Genomic DNA, 15970 nt, shown 5'->3' with positions numbered 1-15970 from the left:
CGGCCCCGGGGAACCTCGAGTCAGGTCGTGATGTCGACGCGATCCGCGACCGACCAGGTGCCGGCCGCGTTGTCGTTCTTCGTCCCGGTGATCCGTACCTTCAGGAGGTGGTCACCGGCCGGCAGCACCGGGCTGGTGTAGCGCAGTACCTGACCGGCCGAGGTCGCCGAGTAGTTGTCCACCAGCGTCTCCGCGCCACCGTCGACCGTGACCCCGACGATCCCCATCACGCTGCCCAACTCGGAGTAGAGCTTGACCTGCGTGCCGCTGAACCGCACCTGGTAGTAGTCGCCGCTCACGTTCGAGAACGTCACGTCGTTCTGGTACGCGGACGGGTTGGTGTTCACGCCCCATCCCCCGACGAACTCGAACTGGTTGAGCCCGGTCCCGGTCGTGTGATCGTTGACCCGGACGACCCCGTCCGGCGGCGGCTCGTCGTTGGACACGGTGACGAAGGCCGAACCGTCGTGGATCGCCGCTCCGCCGGTCGCGTTGGACAGGTTCACGAAGAATCGCTCGTCCGGTTCGTCGGTGGTGTCGCCTGTGATCGTGACCGGGATGTCCTTGGTGGTCTCACCCGGTGCGAACGTCAGCGTCCCGCTGGCGGACAGGTAGTCCTGTCCCGCGACCGCTGTGTCGTCGGCCGTGGCGTAGTGGACCGTCACGGGGCCGGCGCTGGCCGGAGTCAGCGTCACGCGGACAGTGGCCGTCGACGTACCGGAATTGCCTTCGGGAACGGCCGCGTCGCTGATGTCCAGCGACATCGGCGGCGCGTACATGTAGATGTCGTCCACCCACGCGTAGCCGCCGGTCGTCGGCTTGTAGCCGTAGATCGTCGCACTGGTGCTGTTCGGACCCGTCGCGAACGTGATGGTCTTGTCGGTCCATGACGTCGCGCTCTGCTCCTCGTAGACCTCGGGTCCGCCGTAGTCCTTCACGCCGAGCCGGACCGTCTGTCCGTCGGAGTTCGCCCGCAGGAAGCCCCTGATCCTGTACGTCGTGTTGGGCGTCAAGCCGGTGACCGTCTGCTCGATGCCGTCCTCCCCGGTACCGAGCGCGATCCCGGTCTTGAAGTGATACCGGGCCGTCACCGCGCCGTCGGCATGGTCGTACGTCGGCTGCGCGGTCTTGTCATGGGTCCGGGTCCAGCCGAACAGGCTGTTGATCGTCGGCTGTCCGATCCGGTTCAGGTCGAGGCTGCCGTTGACCATCAGATCCGTGTAGTCGGTGTCGAGGAACCCGAACTGCGGGTCCGGTGGGTCGGTGGGGTCGTGCCCGGCCGTCCACGTCGCGCCGCCGGCCTCGAACGCGCCGATGTCGGGGGCGCTACCGGTGAAGCCGTCGGTGATGCCCCGAATCGGCGTGCCCCGGTCCCGGGCGGGTGAGCCGGGCGCCAGCTGGAAGTCGTGCGCGGCCGGGTCGGCGAACCCCGGGTCGCCCTGGTCCAGGTTGTTGCTGAACACCGCGCCGATGTTCGAGGCGCCGGTGCCGATCCCGTCGACCACGATGTTGTTCACGATCCGGTCGCCGTACGCGTCCAGGCCGTACGTCGGCTCCGAGACCTGGATGCCGCTGTGGTTGTACGTCGTGTTGTTGTACACCTGGACGAAGTTCGACAGCCGGTTCACGACGATGCCCTGCCAACTGATGTTCCAGGTCACGTTGTCGTAAACCAGTGCGTTGGCCGAGGACTCGTCCAGATAGATGCCGCAGGTGTAGTCACCCTCGCCGTTGCTGCGGTGAGCGTTGTCGTGGAAGTAGTTGTGATGGATCTCGGAGTGACCCAGGTCATTGTGTGCGACGTACAGCAGACCGGTGTCGTGGGCGAAGTAGTCGCCCTTGGAGAAGTCGTTGTACTGGATGATCGACGAATGGAACTCACCGCCGATCAGGGACCGACCGGAGTTGTAGACGGTGTTGTTGCTGATCAGGTGGCCGAGTCCGGTCACCTCGATCGCGGAGTTGAACACGATCCCGCCGTAGGTGCCGTCGTGGATCAGGTTGTTGACCAGCTTGTTGTGCTGACCCCCCACTGTCACCAGCGAGCCGGAGGCGTAGGCGATCTCGCTGTTCTTCAGGGTGTCTCGGGTACCGCACACACAGATGCCGCCACCACGCCCCGCGCCCCACTGGAGGTTGTAGTCGTTGGGGTACTTGGCGTCGATGCCGTCGATGACGTTGTCCGAGCCGCGCGCGGTGTCGATCGTGGCCGCGAACAGATTGATGCCCTTGACAAGCATGTTCGACCGCTCGGTCAGGTCGAAGGCCAGGTCGCGCGCCTTGTACTCGATCCTGTGCCGCTTCGGGCTGTCGCTCCCCGTGGTGCGCAGGTAGAGCTGGCCCGCGGTCTTGTCGTAGAACCACTCACCCGGGTAATCCAGCGCGGCCAGCTTGCCCATGATGAAGTACTCCGACCCGCCGAGTCCCCAGTCGGCCAGGTCGATCACGTAGCCCTTCGACAACTCCTTGCGGAAACTCAGCGACACCACACCTTCGGTGGTCGGCTTCAGGTCAGCCGAGTAGACGAAGTCCTTGGCAGGCTTACCGGTCTCGTACTGCGCGATGGTCCCTTTGGACTGCGGTTGCGTGAAGCCGTGCATGCTGGTGCCGTCGGACTCCCACCAGCCGGTCTCCTCCCCCTTGACCCACCCGTTGATGTTGCTCGCGAAGGTCGGAGCGACCAGTCCCGTCGGCTCGTGGGCCGGGTTGGTGCTGAGGATCTCGGCGTCAACGTTCGTGAAGTCGGCCCGCGCGGGCACGTCGGCGCTGTCCGACTCGACAGCGAACCCGAACGTGCCTTCGGCGATCGTGGCCCCCGAGACCGAGATGACTTTGTCGCCGTCGACCGACACCACGATGTTGCCGCCGATCGCACTGACCTCGACGTGGTACGTCGTGTCCGGAGAGATCGGCATGCTGTCCGAACCCAGCACGCCACCCGGGCCGTACAGGGTCACGGTGTCGTCGTACGTGGAGAGCTTCACCTGGTACTTGTCCTGCGACCTGTCGAGGTGCAGGTCACCGGGAGTCGAGTTCTTGACCAGCACGCTGCTGAAGTTCCAGGCGCCGGCGTCCTCGACGAACAACGCCGCCCCGTCCCAGGTCCCGGCCGGCTGGTTCAGGTTCACGGGATCGTGCAGCAGACTGCCGGTCGATCCCGCTGCGTCGCGGTCCCACAGGTTCGGGTCGTACAGGTTCCCGACGGGGGTGTTCGGCGACCGGGCGAGGTTGTTCGCCACTCCGTCGACGTACACCTGGTCGAGGAAATCGCCCATCGGCAGCGAGGCCGGCGAGCGGTAGATGCTGTCATGGGTCGCCGACCATGATCCAGTCAGCAGATCGGCTCCGCTGACGGTGACCTTCGCACCGTTGTCGGGCTCGAAGGTGATCGGCCGGCCGGACGTGCCGGAGTTCTTCGGCCGGACGGTCTCGCGATACGTGCCGGACCGGATCTTGACGGTGTCGCCGGCCCCAGCCTGCGCCGCGGCCTTGCTGATCGTCTTCCACGGCTTCTGCGCGCTGCCGTTGCCCTTGGTGTCGTTGCCCCTGGCCGCGTCGACATAGTACGCAGTGCCCACTGCCGCGGCCGGTGCGGCCTCGGCGACGACTGCGGATCCCGATACCAGCGCGAGCGCGGCCAGAGCGGCCACGACAGAGCCTGTTCGCTTCCTTCGCATCAGTCCACCCCTTGTTGTCCGGGAGCCATGCTCCTGCCTCACGAGAACACCTCGACACGGTCCGCGACGTGCCACGTCCAGCTCGCGCCGGCGTTCTTCGTCCCGGTGACGCGGACCTTCACGATGTGCTGACCGGGCGTCAGCGGCGGGCTCGAGTAGACCAAGACGTTGCCGGCGTGGGTCGTCGCGTAGTTGTCGATCAGCGTCTCGGCCCCGCCGTCGACGGAGATCGCGGCGATCCCCATGGTCGTGTCCCGCTCCGAGTAGACGTTGACCTGCGTGCCGGCGAAGCGGACCTGGTAGTAGTCGTCGGCCCGGTCCGAGAACGTCACATCGCTCTGGTAGGCCGTGGCGTTGGTGTTGGTCGCCCAGTTCCCGGCGAACTCGAACTGGTTGAGCCCGGTGCCGACCGTGTGGTCGTTCACCGAGGTGGTGGTGACCGGCGCGTTGATGACGTCGACCCGGTCCGCAGTCGTCCAGGTCCAGCTCGCACCGGCGTTCTTGGTGCCGGTGATCCGGACCTTCAGCACGTGTTGTCCGGAACCGAGGAGCGGACTGGTGTACACGAGTTGCTGGCCGGCGTGCGCCGAAGCGTAGAGGTCGACCATCGTCTCCGGCCCACTGTCGACCGAGACGGCCGCGATCCCCATCACCGTGTCCTTCTCGGTGATCAGCTTGACCTGGGTGCCGATGAACCGGACCAGGTAGTAGTCGTCGGTGCGGTCCGCGAACGTCACGTCGTTCTGGTACGCCGTGCTGTTCGTGTTGGTCGGCCAGTTCCCGCGGAAGTCGAACTGGTTGAGCCCGGTTCCGGCGGTGTGGTCGTTGATGCTGACGGTGCCGATCGATGCGTCGTCCGCCACGATCGTGCCGACTCCGATACCGTCGGCGATGGTCGCGCCTGCCGGGGTGGAGAGCTTGAGGACGAACGACTGCTCCGGTTCCACCAAGGTGTCGCCGACGACCGGTACGGTCACCAATGTGCTCACCTCGCCCGGAGCGAAGGTCAGCGTCCCGCTCGTCGCCGCGTAGTCGTCCGGTGCGGTCGCAGTGCCGTCGGCGGTGGAGTACGGGACTGTCACCGTGCCCGTGCTCGCCGGACTCAGGGTGACCTTGAAGGACGCGGACGTGGTCCCCGAGTCGCCCTCGGCGACCGAGACATCGCTCACGCGCAGCATCGGCTTGGGGGTCGGCGCCGTCGCGTGCACCATGATGTCGTCGACGAACGCATAGCCACCAGTCGTCGACTTACTCGCGTAGACCGTCGCGCTGGTGGCGGCCGCGCCGGTGGTGAAGGTGAAGGTCTTCTCGCCCCACGCCGTCCCGCTCTCGTCCAGGCCGGTGTCGGTGCCGCCGTAGTTCTTCACCCCGAGCCGGACCGTCTGGCCGGCCGCCTCCGCACGCAGATATCCCCGGACCTCGTACGTCGTGTTCGGCGACAGGCCGGTGATGGTCTGTTCGATGCCGTCGGCTCCGGTGCCGAGCGCGACACCGGTCTCGGACTTGAACCGGCTCGACAGTGTGCCGCCGTTGACGTCCAGCACCGGCTGCGCGGTGCCCGATCCGGTCCGGGTCCAGCCGTACAGGCTGTTCAGCTGTGGGTGCTGCATCCGGTTGAGGTCGAGGCTGCCGTTGACCGCGAGGTTCTCGTAGTCTGTGTCGACCGGCTGGTAGGAAACGATCGGTGGGTTCTCGAGGTTCTGTCCGGCGGTCCAGTCCGCGCCGCCGACCTCGTACGCCCCGATGTCGGGAGCGGATCCCTCGAATCCTTCGGTGATCCCTCGGATCGGGGTTGCGGCGTTACGTGCGGCCGACGCCGACTGCAGATGCAGGTCGTTGCGCAGGGCATCGACGTACTGCGGGTCGCCGCCGAGCGGGAAGTTGTTGCCGAAGACCGCCCCGATCGCCGTCGCGCCGGTCCCGAGCTCGTTGGTCGCGATGTTGTTCTGGATCCGGTCGCCGTACGCGTCGATGCCGTACGTCGGCTCGGAGACCCGGATGCCGGAGTTGTTGTACGTCGTGTTGTTGTAGATCTGGACGAAGTTCGACAGATGGTTCGCGACGATGCCTTCCCAGGTGAGGTTCCAGGTCACGTTGTCGTAGATCAGCGCGTTCGCCGACGACTCGTCCAGATAGATCCCTCCGGTCCAGTCGCCTTCCCCGTTGCTGCGATGGACGTTGTCGTGCCAGTAGTTGTGGTGGATCTCGGAGTTGCCCAGATCGTTGTGCGCGGTGTAGAGCATCCCGGTGTCATGGGCGAAGTAGTTGCCGTGATGGAAGTCGTTGTACTGGATGATGTTGGCGAAGAACTCACCGCCGATCAGCGACCGCCCGGAATGGTAGACGTTGTTGTTGCTGACCAGATGGCCCTTGCCGAGCAACTCGATCGCGGAGTTGAAGACGAACCCGCCGTACGTCGCGTCGTGGATCGAGTTGTTGACGAGTTTGTTGTCGTCCTTCTGCAGCGTCACCAGCGATCCGGACGAGTAGGCGATCTCGCTGTTCTTGAGCGTGCCGTTCGTACCGCACAGGCAGATGCCTGACGTCCAGCCGTTCTGCAGATAGTAGTCGGTGACGTACTTGGCATTGATGCCGTCGATCACGTCGTTCGAACCGTCGGTCGTGTCGATCGAGGCGGCGAACAACTTGACACCCTTGACCACCACGTTCGAGCGGCTGTACAGGTCGAAGGCCAGGTTGCGTGCCTTGTACTCGATCGTGTGGCCGGCGGGATTGTCGCTACCGGTGGTCCGCAGGGACAGCTGGCCCGCGGCCTTGTCGAAGTACCACTCCCCCGGGTAGTCGAGCGCCGCGAGCCTGCCCATGACGAAGTACTCCGTGCCGTCCTCGCCGCCGCCGTACCCCCAGTTGGCCAGGTCGACGATCCAGCCCGGCTGCATCTCCTTGCGGAAGGTCATCGTCGCGATCCCGGCCGAGGTCAGCTTGACGTCGGCCGAGTAGCTGAAGTTCTTGGCCGTCGTCGGTGTCTCGTACCGAGCCGTGGTCGCGCCCACCTGGGGCTGTGTCGTGCCCTTGAGCACGGACCCGTCGGTCTCCCACCAGCCGGTGTCGACCGGCATCGACCAGCCGCGGATGTTGCTGGCGAAGGTCGCGGTGTGCCGGCCCGACGCCTGGTTGGTGTCCTGGCTGGTGATGGTGGCGTTGACGTTGGTGAACTCACCCTTGGCCGCGGCCGACCCGCTGTTCGACTCCAGCCCGAGCCCGAAGCTGCCCTCGGCAAGATCGGAGTTCGTCACCGCGATCACCGGGGTCGCGCCGTTGTTCACGAAGACCTGGATCGAGCTGCCGGCCGTCACGACCTTGAGGTTGTACGTCGTGTTCGGCGCGACCGTCAGTCCGTACGTGCCGAGGACCCCGCCCGGGCCGACGAGCTGCAGCGTGTTGTTGTAGCCGGACAGCTTGAGCTGATACGACTTCTGGTCGCGTTTCAGGTTCAGGTTGCCGGGGGTGGAGTGGTCGACCAGCACGCTGCTGAAGTTCCAGGATCCGGAGTCCTCGGCGAACACCGCGGCGCCGTCCCACGTGCCGGCCGGCTGGTCGAGGTTCACCGGGTCGTTGAGCAGGTTCTGGTTCGACGCCGACGGGTTCCGGTTCCACAAGGCCGGGTCGTAGCTGTTGCCGACCGGGGTGTTCGGGGATCGGGCCAGGTTGTTCGCGACCCCGTCGACGTACACCTGGTCGAGGAAGTGCCCCATCGGCAGATTCGCGGTGGCGCGGAAGATGTCGTTGCCCTGCGCGGACCAGGAGCTGGTCAGCAGGTCGGCGCCGCTCACCGTCACGTCGGCGCCGGAATCGGGCTCGAACGTGATCGGCGCGGCCGACGTACCGCTGTTCGCCGGCCGCACCGTCTCGCGGTAGGTGCCGGACCGGATCTTGACGGTGTCGCCCGCCCCGGCCACCGACGCCGCCTTGCCGATGGTCTTCCAGGGGCTGGCCGAGTTGCCGGATCCGGTGCTGTCGCTGCCGGCCGCGGAGTCGACGTAGTACACCGAGGCCGCGTACGCCGGTGCGCCGGTCACGGCCATTAGTGACATCGATGTCAGAGCGAAGACGGATGCAGACGTGATGAGCTTTCTGAGCATGACAACCTCACGAAGAATGGGCGGACTTCGGTGAGTACTGGACCTACCGGCAGGCGTGCGTCACCACAGGCTCCAGCCTGACGTCCTCCGGGCGATCTTGTTGGCCGACAGCATGAGCACGAGGGCGAGGATGGATTTGAACAGCCCGATCGCCGTCGCATAGGAGTACTGCGGGATGTCGGACGCCAGACCCACCTTGTAGACATACGTGTCGATGACCTCTGACACGCCGAAGTTCAACGGGTTCTGCAGCAACAGGACCTTCTCGAACCCGAGCGTGAACATCGACCCCATGGTGAGGACGAACAGGATGACCGCCACCGGCGCGATGCCGGGGAGGTCGATGTGCCAGATCCGGCGCAGCTTCGACGCGCCGTCGATGACGGCCGCCTCGTACAACTGCGGATCGATCCCGCTCAGCGCGGCGAGGTAGACCACCGCCGAGAACCCCACGCTCTGCCACGCGCCGGACCACACGTACACGTGCCGGAACCAGCCCGGCGACGTCACATCGATCGGGCCCAGGCCGACCAGGTGCAGGAGGCCGTTGAGCAGTCCGGTGTTCGGGTCCGCGAGCACGAACACCATCCCGACGACGATCACGGTGGAGATGAAGTGCGGGGCGTAGGTGACCATCTGCACGGTTCGGCCGAACCACCGCCGCCGTACGTAGTTCAGCCCGATCGCGAGCACGATGGGCAACGGGAACGTGGCCACCAACTCGTAGAGGTTGAGCACGATCGTGTTCTTCACCACTGGCCAGAACTGGTACGACTCCACGAACCGCTGGAAGTACTTGAGGCCGGCCCACGGACTGCCGGTGATCCCGTCGACGACGTTGTAGTCGCGGAACGCGATCTGGACGCCGTACATCGGCCAGTAGTTGTAGATGGCAAGCAACAGCATCGGCACCGCGAGCATGACGTACAGCTGCCAGCAGCGCTTGAGCTCGCGCAGCACGCGGACCCGCCGGCGCGGCCGGGGCGGGGCCGCGGCGCTGTCCGCCTTCTGGTCGCGACGCGACGACAGCACAGTGGTCATCAGTCAGCCCTTCAGCGACCCGATCATCAGGCCCTTGACGAAGTACTTCTGCACGAACGGATACGCGAGCAACGGCGGCAGGCTGCTGACCACGATCAGGCTGTACTTCACCAGGTCGCGCAGATGCTCCTGACGAGCGAGCGCCGTCGGGTCACTCAGCTGGCTCGGATCGACGGTGTTCTGGACCAGGATCTGCCGCAGTACCAGTTGGAGCGGGAACAACTGGTCGTCGGTCAGGTAGATCAGTGCGTTGAAGAACTGGTTCCACTGGCCGACGGCGTACAGCAGTGCGTTGACCGCGATGATCGGCTTGGACAACGGCAGGACGACCCGGAGGAAGAACCTGAAATCGTCGCAGCCGTCGACCCGCGCCGCCTCGAGCAGCTCGTCCGGGATCGTCATCTGGAAGTACGTGCGGGTGATGATGACGTTCCAGATCCCCAGCGCGGTCGGCACGATCAGGGCCCACCGGGTGTTCAGCAGGTGAGTCTGCTGAACGACCAGGTACGTCGGGATCATGCCGCCACTGAACAGCATCGGGAACACGAAGTACGCCGTGATCAGGCCGCGACCGTACAGGTCGCGGCGCGACAACGGGTACGCCGCGAGCAGTGTGACGACGACACTGAACACCGCCCCGGCGACCGCGTAGAAGATCGAGTTCGCGAATCCCCGCGCGATCGACTTGTACTCGAAGATCACCTTGTAACCGTCGAGGTCGAAGTTCACCGGCCACAGCCAGACCTTGCCGGCGGCCACCGCCTGCGGATCGCTCAGGGACGCGCTGACGATGTACGTCAACGGGTACAGAACCATCAGCAGAAAGACACCGAGGACCAGGTAGTTCGCCACTGTGAAGAGCCGGTCCGGCCCGCTGTCGCGCTCCGCCGCTGCTGCCATCGAGTCGCCCCCAGTTCCGCCGATTACTTGTACTTCTTCTGGTACGCGTCCTGCTGGATGGCCAGGTAGTTCTTCAGGCCCATCTTGTCCAGCGTCGCGAGGTAGCCGTCCCACTGCTTGTCGTCGTTGACATCGACGTCGCCGAGGCTGAACTTGGCCACCATCTGCGAGACATAGTTGTTGATCGTGGTGGACATCTCACCAGCCTGCGCTGCCTGGTCCTCGGACAGACCGAGCGGCGGCAACTGGAGCCCCTTGTCCTGCTTGTAGGCGTAGTAGTCGCGTGCGGTGAACTCGTGCAGCGGCTTCTCGAACGGCGGATTCTTCTGGTCCACCGTCTGCGCCATCCGGAAGTCGGTCGAGCGGTACTGGACGCTCTTCTGGTTCCAGGTCTTGCCGTCGAGCTTGGACGAGCCGTAGTCGCTCGTCGACGTCCAGATCGCCTGCTTGCCACTCAGCCCGATCTCGCCCTTCTTCGCCCAGTTCCAGTCCTGGCCGAGCACCCCGGAGGTCGACCGCAGGACGGCCTCGAGCTCGTACTGGGCGTCGGCCCACATGAACGCGATCTCCGGGTGTTTGCAGGCTTTCGTGATCACCATGGTCCCGGTGGTGACCGCACCGTAGTAGTTCCATGCCGCCACCCGGGTGCCGTCCGGTCCGGCCAGCTGCGGGACCGTCTCGTAGGAGCGCCAACGGGCGTTCGCGCCCTTGTCCTCGATGTTGACGAACGAGCCCTGGTAGAAGGCCCGCACCGAGCCCAGCACCGGTGCGCCGGCCTTGTTGCCGAGCCGCTTCAGCGCGTCCTCGTCCTGGGTGAAGCTCACCTTCGGCAGCAGGCCCTGCTTGGCCAGCTTGTTCATGTACTTCAGACCCTCGCGCCACTGCGGCTTGTCGAAGGTCACGTCGACATTGCCGTCGTTCAGCACCAGCCACGGGGTGCCCGGGTTGTACATGAACGCGCCCATGAAATAGGTGTCCATGCCCTCCCACGAGTAGCCCATGAACGGGACCTCGTCGCCCGTCTTGCCGTCGCCGTTCGGGTCCCCGGACTTGAATGCCTGCAGGACCTGCTCGAACTCGTCGAGCGTCTGCGGCATCTTCAGCCCGAGTTTGTCCAGCCAGGGCTTGAAGATCCAGGTCCGGTCGGCGCCGGCGGAGCAGTGGAAGCAGTCGTTCAGGTTCGGCAGCGAGTAGATGTTCTTGTCGGTCGAGGTGATCAGCGACTTGGCGTCGGGATATTCCTTCAGCACTCGCTGCAGCTCGACGCCGTAGTCGTCGATGTAGTTGTTCAGCGGCTGGAACAGACCCTGCGATCCGTAGAGCAGCTCCTGGGCCGGCGTGAAGCCGATGGACATGAAGATGTCCGGGAGCTCGTTGGCCGCGATCATCGCGTTGACCTTGGTGATCGTGTCCTCGGCGGTGACCGTCTGCCACTCGATGTGGACACCCGTGCGCTGTTCGAGCCAGGTGGTGAACGGGTTCTTGCTCCAGTCACCGACCAGCGGGTCGGCCGGCACGACCACCTTCAGCGTCACCGGATCGGTCGTGACCTTGCTCTTGGTCGAGGCGATCGGCCCGACGTACCCGTCGGGATAGAGCACGTCGGCGCGTGGTGTCGTCGCCGGGCCCTTCACCGCACCGGACAACGACGAGCCCGTGGCGTCGTCACCACCGCTACAGGCCGCCAGCACCGATGCGATGCCGGTGGCCGACAATCCGAGCGCGACGGCGCGCGTCACGAAGGCTCGCCGGGACATCTCACCCCGTGCGACCCGGCGGACCAGATCGTTCGTCTCACGGTCGGTCGGCATGACTGTCTCCTCATGGTTCTGTGCGTCCTCAGGGGGACTTGGTAGGCGGCTCAGGGACAGCTACGGATCGATCCGGCAAGACGTCGCGGGGCGTCGACGTACTTGTCTGGGAGTTCTAGTCAACCGGTTGATCAATTCGTGCGTGAGGCCAGACGCTAGTGACCGGCATCTACACTGTCAATACGTCAAATGCAAGCAAATCAGCCGGGTTTGGACGCCTTGTCGGCCGCCGTTCGGCTCGTCTACAGTGCTCGTCAACCGATTGACCGATGTTTCGCCGACGGACGCGGGACGCGGTCACCGCCACGCGATGGGATGGCTGGTAGGCATGGTTCGCAACCTCGAGGGACGGCGGATCCTCGTCACCGGCGCGGCCGGGGGGATCGGCTCGGCGGTCGCACGGCTGCTGAGCGAGGGCGGGGCGCAGCTCGCTCTCAGCGATATCGGCACCGATGACCTGGACCAGCTGGCCGGTGGACTGGCCGGCAGTGGGAAGGTCACCGCCCTGCCGGCAGATCTGTCCAACACCGCCGAGGCGAGTGCGCTGGCCGGACATGCGGCTGCCACGCTCGGCGGACTCGACGGCCTGGTGAACTGCGCGGGCATCATGCGGACGACGCCGTTCGCGGAGGTCGTCGCAGCGGATTGGGAGCGCATCCTCGCGGTCAACCTCACCTCGACGTTCCTGGTCACCCAGGCAGCGGCAACCGCGATGCGCGAGACCGGTGGTGCGATCGTCACGATCGCTTCGGTGGCGGCCCGGTCCGGCCGTCCGGACGCGCCTCACTACGCCGCGTCGAAGGCCGGCCTGTTGTCGATGACCAAGTCGGCAGCGCTGGCGTACGCACCCCGGGTGCGCTGCAACGCGGTCTGCCCGGGCGTCGTCCGCACCGCGATGTGGGACGCGATCATGCGCGATCGGGATGCCCACTTCGGCGTCGGGGCCGGAGAGCGCTGGCTGGACGAAGTGCGACGCAGCACACCGTTGGCCCGCACGGGCACACCCAAGGAAGTCGCGAACGTGGTCGCCTTTCTGCTGAGTGACCTGGCCTCGTTCGTGACCGGCCAGGCGCTCAACGTCGACGGCGGCTTGGAGATGGACTGATGAACGAGACATCCGGAAGCCGCGTCGGCTGGTTCAACCTGCTCGACACGCTGCACGCCGACACCGTCACGGCCGGGATCTGGAGCGAGGACGCGGCGGTGCAGGCTTGGCTCGACGTCGAGGCCGCACTGGCACAGTCGCAGGCCGACGCCGGAGTCATCGCGCGGTCCGACGCCGATCAGATCGCCGGCGTGTGCACGCTGGACAACATCGACCTGGACAGCCTGTGGATCCAGGCCCGCATAGTCGGCTATCCGATTCACCCACTGGTCCGGATGATCGCCGCGAACCTGCCGGCCGGGCCCGCCGGCCGGGTCCACTACGGCGCCACCACCCAGGACATCATGGACACCGGCCTGTCCCTGCAACTGGACCGCACCGCGCGCCGCCTGCTCGGGCTGCTGACGGATCTCGGCGATGCGCTCGCCCGGCAGACCGAGGAGCATGCGGGGACAGTGATGGCCGCACGAACCCACGGCCAGCAAGCCGTCCCGACCACCTTCGGCGCGAAGCTCGCGGTGTTTCTGGCCGAGGTCACCCGGCACACGCGCGACATCGACCAGGCTCGGCGCGAGGCCGTCGCGGTCTCTCTGTTCGGAGCCGGCGGCACGAATGCCGCACTCGGCGAGCAGGCCGCCCAGGTCCGGCACGCCCTGGCGGGCCGGCTCGGCCTGACTCCGGTCGACGTGCCGTGGCACGTGAGCCGGGATCGGCTGGCACGCTTCTGCTTGACGTGTTCCGCGGCCGCGGCGACCTGCGTGCGCTTCGCGCGCGAGATCGTCGACCTGTCCCGGTCCGAGATCGCCGAAGTGCGTGAGCGCGACGGGCACCACCGGGGCGCCTCCTCCACCATGCCGCAGAAGGCCAACCCGATCATCTGCGAGGCCATCATCGGCTTCGGGATCACCGCGGGATCGACCGCGACCAGCATGCTCCGCGCGATGGAGGCCGGTCACGAGCGCAGCGCAGGCGAGTGGCAGGTGGAGTGGCATGCCGTGCCACTCACGCTGGCAAGTTGCGCCTCCGCCGTACGGCTCACGGCTGACACCGCGGCAACCATCCAGGTCTTCCCGGAGGCTATGGCCGGCAACCTCGCCCGCGACGGCGGCTTGCTGATGAGTGAGGCTGTGATGATGCAGCTGACCGACGTCCTCGGCCGCGCGGGCGCGTTCGACCTGGCCTACCAGGCTGCCAAGCAGGCCCGCGCCGGCGGCACGGACCTCGCCACCGAGTTCCAGGCTCTGCTGACACCCGAGCAGCGCGCCGGCGTCGGTCCCCTCGACATTGCACCCGAGTCGTATCTGGGTGAAGCTGCCGCGATCTGCGTGGCCGCGGTCACCGACTGGCAGCAGACCCGCAAGGAACTGATCACAAGGGAGGGCGTATGAGCGACCCGGAGCTGGTGGTGCGGCTCGCGGATCTGCGGGCGATGTGGCGGATCCGGGCCTTCGAGGAGAAGGTGCGTGAACTTCGGCTCGCGGACGCGATCGTCGGCTCGGTGCACCTGTGCATCGGTCAGGAGGCGGGGCCGGTCGGGACCTGCACCGAGCTCAGGCCTGATGACGCGCTGTTCGCCACCTACCGTGGGCATGGCTGGGCCATGGCCCGCGGAGTGCCGGCTGAGGAGATGTTCGCAGAGCTGCTCGGCCGCAGCACTGGCGTGAACGGGGGCCGCGGCGGCTCTGCGTACTTCACTGCGCCCGAGTACGGGTTCCACGGCGAGAACTCGATCGTCGGCGCCGGCGTGCCGATCGCTGTCGGCGCCGCCCTCGCGGCTCGGGTCCGCGGTGACGATCGCCTGGCTGTCGCCGTGTTCGGTGACGGCGCGATGAACCAGGGCGCAGTGCACGAGGGGATGAACATGGCGGCGGCGTTGCGATTGCCGGTCCTGTTCGTCTGCGAGAACAACGGCTACTCCGAGCTGACGCCGATCGCCGCGATGGTCGGCGAGCCGGAACTGTGGCGGCGCGCGGCGGCGTACGGATTCACCGGACACCGTGTCGACGGCAACGATCCGGCGGCCGTCCGGACGGCCGTCGCCGACGCGGCCGAGCGGGCCCGCGCCGGCGAAGGTCCGGCATTGCTCGAGTTGATGACGCAACGACTCGTCGGCCACTACATCGGCGACGCCCAGGAGTACCGTCCACCCGGCGAGATCGAGGCGGCCCGCCGTACAGAGCCGATCGTCCGGTTGGGAGCGGCAACAGGCCTGACCGTCGCGGAGCTGGACGACATCAGGGACCAGGCGTACGCCGAGATGGCCGCAGCGGCCGACGCGGCGCTCGCCGCACCACCAGCCGATGCTTCGACCGCACGGGAGCACCTCTATGCCTGAGATCGCACAGCTCACGTACGGCGGGGCCGTCAATGCCGCACTCCGGCATCTCCTCGACAGCGATCCACGCGTGCTCGTGTACGGCGAGGACGTCGCCGAGCCCGGTGGTGTGTTCGGTGTGACCCGCGGGTTGCGACAGTCCTTCGGTCCTGGCCGGGTCTTCGACACGCCGATCAGCGAGTCGGCGATCCTCGGCAGTGCGGTGGGATCCGCGCTCATGGGCTGCCGGCCGATCGTGGAGATCATGTGGGCCGACTTCGCGCTCGTCGCCCTGGACCAGCTGGTGAATCAGGCCGCGAACGCGCGGTACGTGTCCCGCGGCTCCGCGCCGGCGCCGATCGTCGTACGCACCCAGCAGGGCAACGCGCCGGGTGCTTGCGCACAACACTCCCAATGCCTGGAAGCGTTCTTCCTGCACACGCCTGGCCTGCGGGTCGCGATGCCGAGCACGCCACAGGACGCGTACGACGCACTCATCGCCGCCGCCACGGCCGACGACCCGGTGATCGTCGTCGAGAACCGCACTCTGTACGCAGGGCGTAAGGAACCGGTCGAGCTACGCACCAGCCCGCGACGGATGGGGTGGTCGGCCCAGCGACGTACCGGCACCGGCATGACCGTCGTGACCTGGGGCGCGATGACGCACCGAGTTCTCAGAGCCGCCGAGGCGCTCGATGCCGACGGCATCGACACCGACGTTCTGGAGATGGTCTGGCTGAATCCGCTCGACATCGAGGCGGTCCTGGACAGCGTGTCCCGGACCGGACGCCTGGCCGTCGTCCACGAGGCCAACCGGACCGGAGGGTTCGGTGCGGAGATCGTCGCGCGGGTGGCAGAGGCCGGCGTACCGCTGCTGGCGCCACCGGTACGGATCGCCACTCCGGACACCCGGCTGCCGGCCGCGCCCTCGCTGGCCACCGCGCTCGTCCCGTCCGCCGACAGCATCGCCTCCGACCTACGAGCCGCCGTCTCGTCGCCGGTCGCCGGCACTCGCTGAG

At 66.6% G+C, this 15970-nt stretch carries 9 protein-coding genes; 4 read left to right on the top strand and 5 right to left on the bottom strand.

Features of this window, described 5'->3' with window-relative positions; all coding sequences use genetic code 11:
• Positions 1-20 precede the first annotated feature (20 nt).
• The 5 genes from ACIBG5_RS32330 to ACIBG5_RS32310 form a co-directional block, all read right to left on the bottom strand.
• Positions 21-3677 (bottom strand): Calx-beta domain-containing protein, encoded by a 3657-nt coding sequence (locus ACIBG5_RS32330; RefSeq protein ID WP_396395303.1) that lies wholly within the window; start codon positions 3675-3677, stop codon positions 21-23.
• 38 nt (positions 3678-3715) lie between these two features.
• On the bottom strand, positions 3716-7732 hold the full coding sequence (locus ACIBG5_RS32325) for a Calx-beta domain-containing protein (protein WP_396395302.1): 4017 nt from the start codon (positions 7730-7732) through the stop codon (positions 3716-3718).
• 108 nt (positions 7733-7840) lie between these two features.
• Complete coding sequence (locus ACIBG5_RS32320; protein ID WP_396395301.1) at positions 7841-8821, bottom strand: ABC transporter permease; 981 nt, start codon at positions 8819-8821, stop codon at positions 7841-7843.
• A 3-nt stretch (positions 8822-8824) separates the two neighbouring features.
• Positions 8825-9721: a carbohydrate ABC transporter permease gene (locus ACIBG5_RS32315; RefSeq protein ID WP_396395300.1), complete on the bottom strand. Its 897-nt coding sequence runs from the start codon at positions 9719-9721 to the stop codon at positions 8825-8827.
• A gap of 23 nt (positions 9722-9744) precedes the next feature.
• Positions 9745-11532 (bottom strand): extracellular solute-binding protein, encoded by a 1788-nt coding sequence (locus ACIBG5_RS32310; RefSeq protein WP_396395299.1) that lies wholly within the window; start codon positions 11530-11532, stop codon positions 9745-9747.
• A 310-nt stretch (positions 11533-11842) separates the two neighbouring features.
• Here ACIBG5_RS32310 and ACIBG5_RS32305 point away from each other — a divergent pair, with 310 nt between their 5' ends.
• Genes ACIBG5_RS32305 through ACIBG5_RS32290 form a run of 4 tightly spaced genes read left to right on the top strand, consistent with a single transcriptional unit; the run spans position 11843 to position 15969 of the window.
• The gene (locus ACIBG5_RS32305) at positions 11843-12637 is read left to right on the top strand and encodes an SDR family NAD(P)-dependent oxidoreductase (protein WP_396395298.1); all 795 of its coding nucleotides are present in this window, start codon (positions 11843-11845) and stop codon (positions 12635-12637) included.
• Positions 12637-14025: a lyase family protein gene (locus tag ACIBG5_RS32300; RefSeq protein ID WP_396395297.1), complete on the top strand. Its 1389-nt coding sequence runs from the start codon at positions 12637-12639 to the stop codon at positions 14023-14025. Before ACIBG5_RS32305 ends, ACIBG5_RS32300 begins: the two co-directional genes overlap by 1 nt.
• A complete protein-coding gene (locus ACIBG5_RS32295) occupies positions 14022-14972 on the top strand; it encodes a thiamine pyrophosphate-dependent dehydrogenase E1 component subunit alpha (protein ID WP_396395296.1) in 951 nt (316 codons plus the stop codon). Before ACIBG5_RS32300 ends, ACIBG5_RS32295 begins: the two co-directional genes overlap by 4 nt.
• A complete protein-coding gene (locus ACIBG5_RS32290; protein WP_396395295.1) occupies positions 14965-15969 on the top strand; it encodes an alpha-ketoacid dehydrogenase subunit beta in 1005 nt (334 codons plus the stop codon). The genes ACIBG5_RS32295 and ACIBG5_RS32290 overlap by 8 nt, the downstream gene beginning before the upstream one ends.
• The last annotated feature ends 1 nt before the right edge of the window (position 15970 follow it).

It is taken from the genome of Kribbella sp. NPDC050241 (assembly GCF_044459685.1).
Classification (GTDB): domain Bacteria; phylum Actinomycetota; class Actinomycetes; order Propionibacteriales; family Kribbellaceae; genus Kribbella.
The sequence above is the reverse complement of the archived record's forward strand: the minus strand, read 5'-3'. Positions and strand labels throughout refer to the sequence as shown.

Excerpts from the sequence above, each read along its gene's own strand:
- ACIBG5_RS32325 (WP_396395302.1), bottom strand. The coding sequence starts at position 7,732 with ATGTCACTAATGGCCGTGACCGGCGCACCGGCGTACGCGGCCTCGGTG.
- ACIBG5_RS32315 (WP_396395300.1), bottom strand. The coding sequence starts at position 9,721 with ATGGCAGCAGCGGCGGAGCGCGACAGCGGGCCGGACCGGCTCTTCACA.
- ACIBG5_RS32330 (WP_396395303.1), bottom strand. The coding sequence starts at position 3,677 with ATGCGAAGGAAGCGAACAGGCTCTGTCGTGGCCGCTCTGGCCGCGCTC.
- ACIBG5_RS32300 (WP_396395297.1), top strand. The coding sequence starts at position 12,637 with ATGAACGAGACATCCGGAAGCCGCGTCGGCTGGTTCAACCTGCTCGAC.
- ACIBG5_RS32310 (WP_396395299.1), bottom strand. The coding sequence starts at position 11,532 with ATGCCGACCGACCGTGAGACGAACGATCTGGTCCGCCGGGTCGCACGG.
- ACIBG5_RS32305 (WP_396395298.1), top strand. The coding sequence starts at position 11,843 with ATGGGATGGCTGGTAGGCATGGTTCGCAACCTCGAGGGACGGCGGATC.
- ACIBG5_RS32290 (WP_396395295.1), top strand. The coding sequence starts at position 14,965 with ATGCCTGAGATCGCACAGCTCACGTACGGCGGGGCCGTCAATGCCGCA.
- ACIBG5_RS32320 (WP_396395301.1), bottom strand. The coding sequence starts at position 8,821 with ATGACCACTGTGCTGTCGTCGCGTCGCGACCAGAAGGCGGACAGCGCC.
- ACIBG5_RS32295 (WP_396395296.1), top strand. The coding sequence starts at position 14,022 with ATGAGCGACCCGGAGCTGGTGGTGCGGCTCGCGGATCTGCGGGCGATG.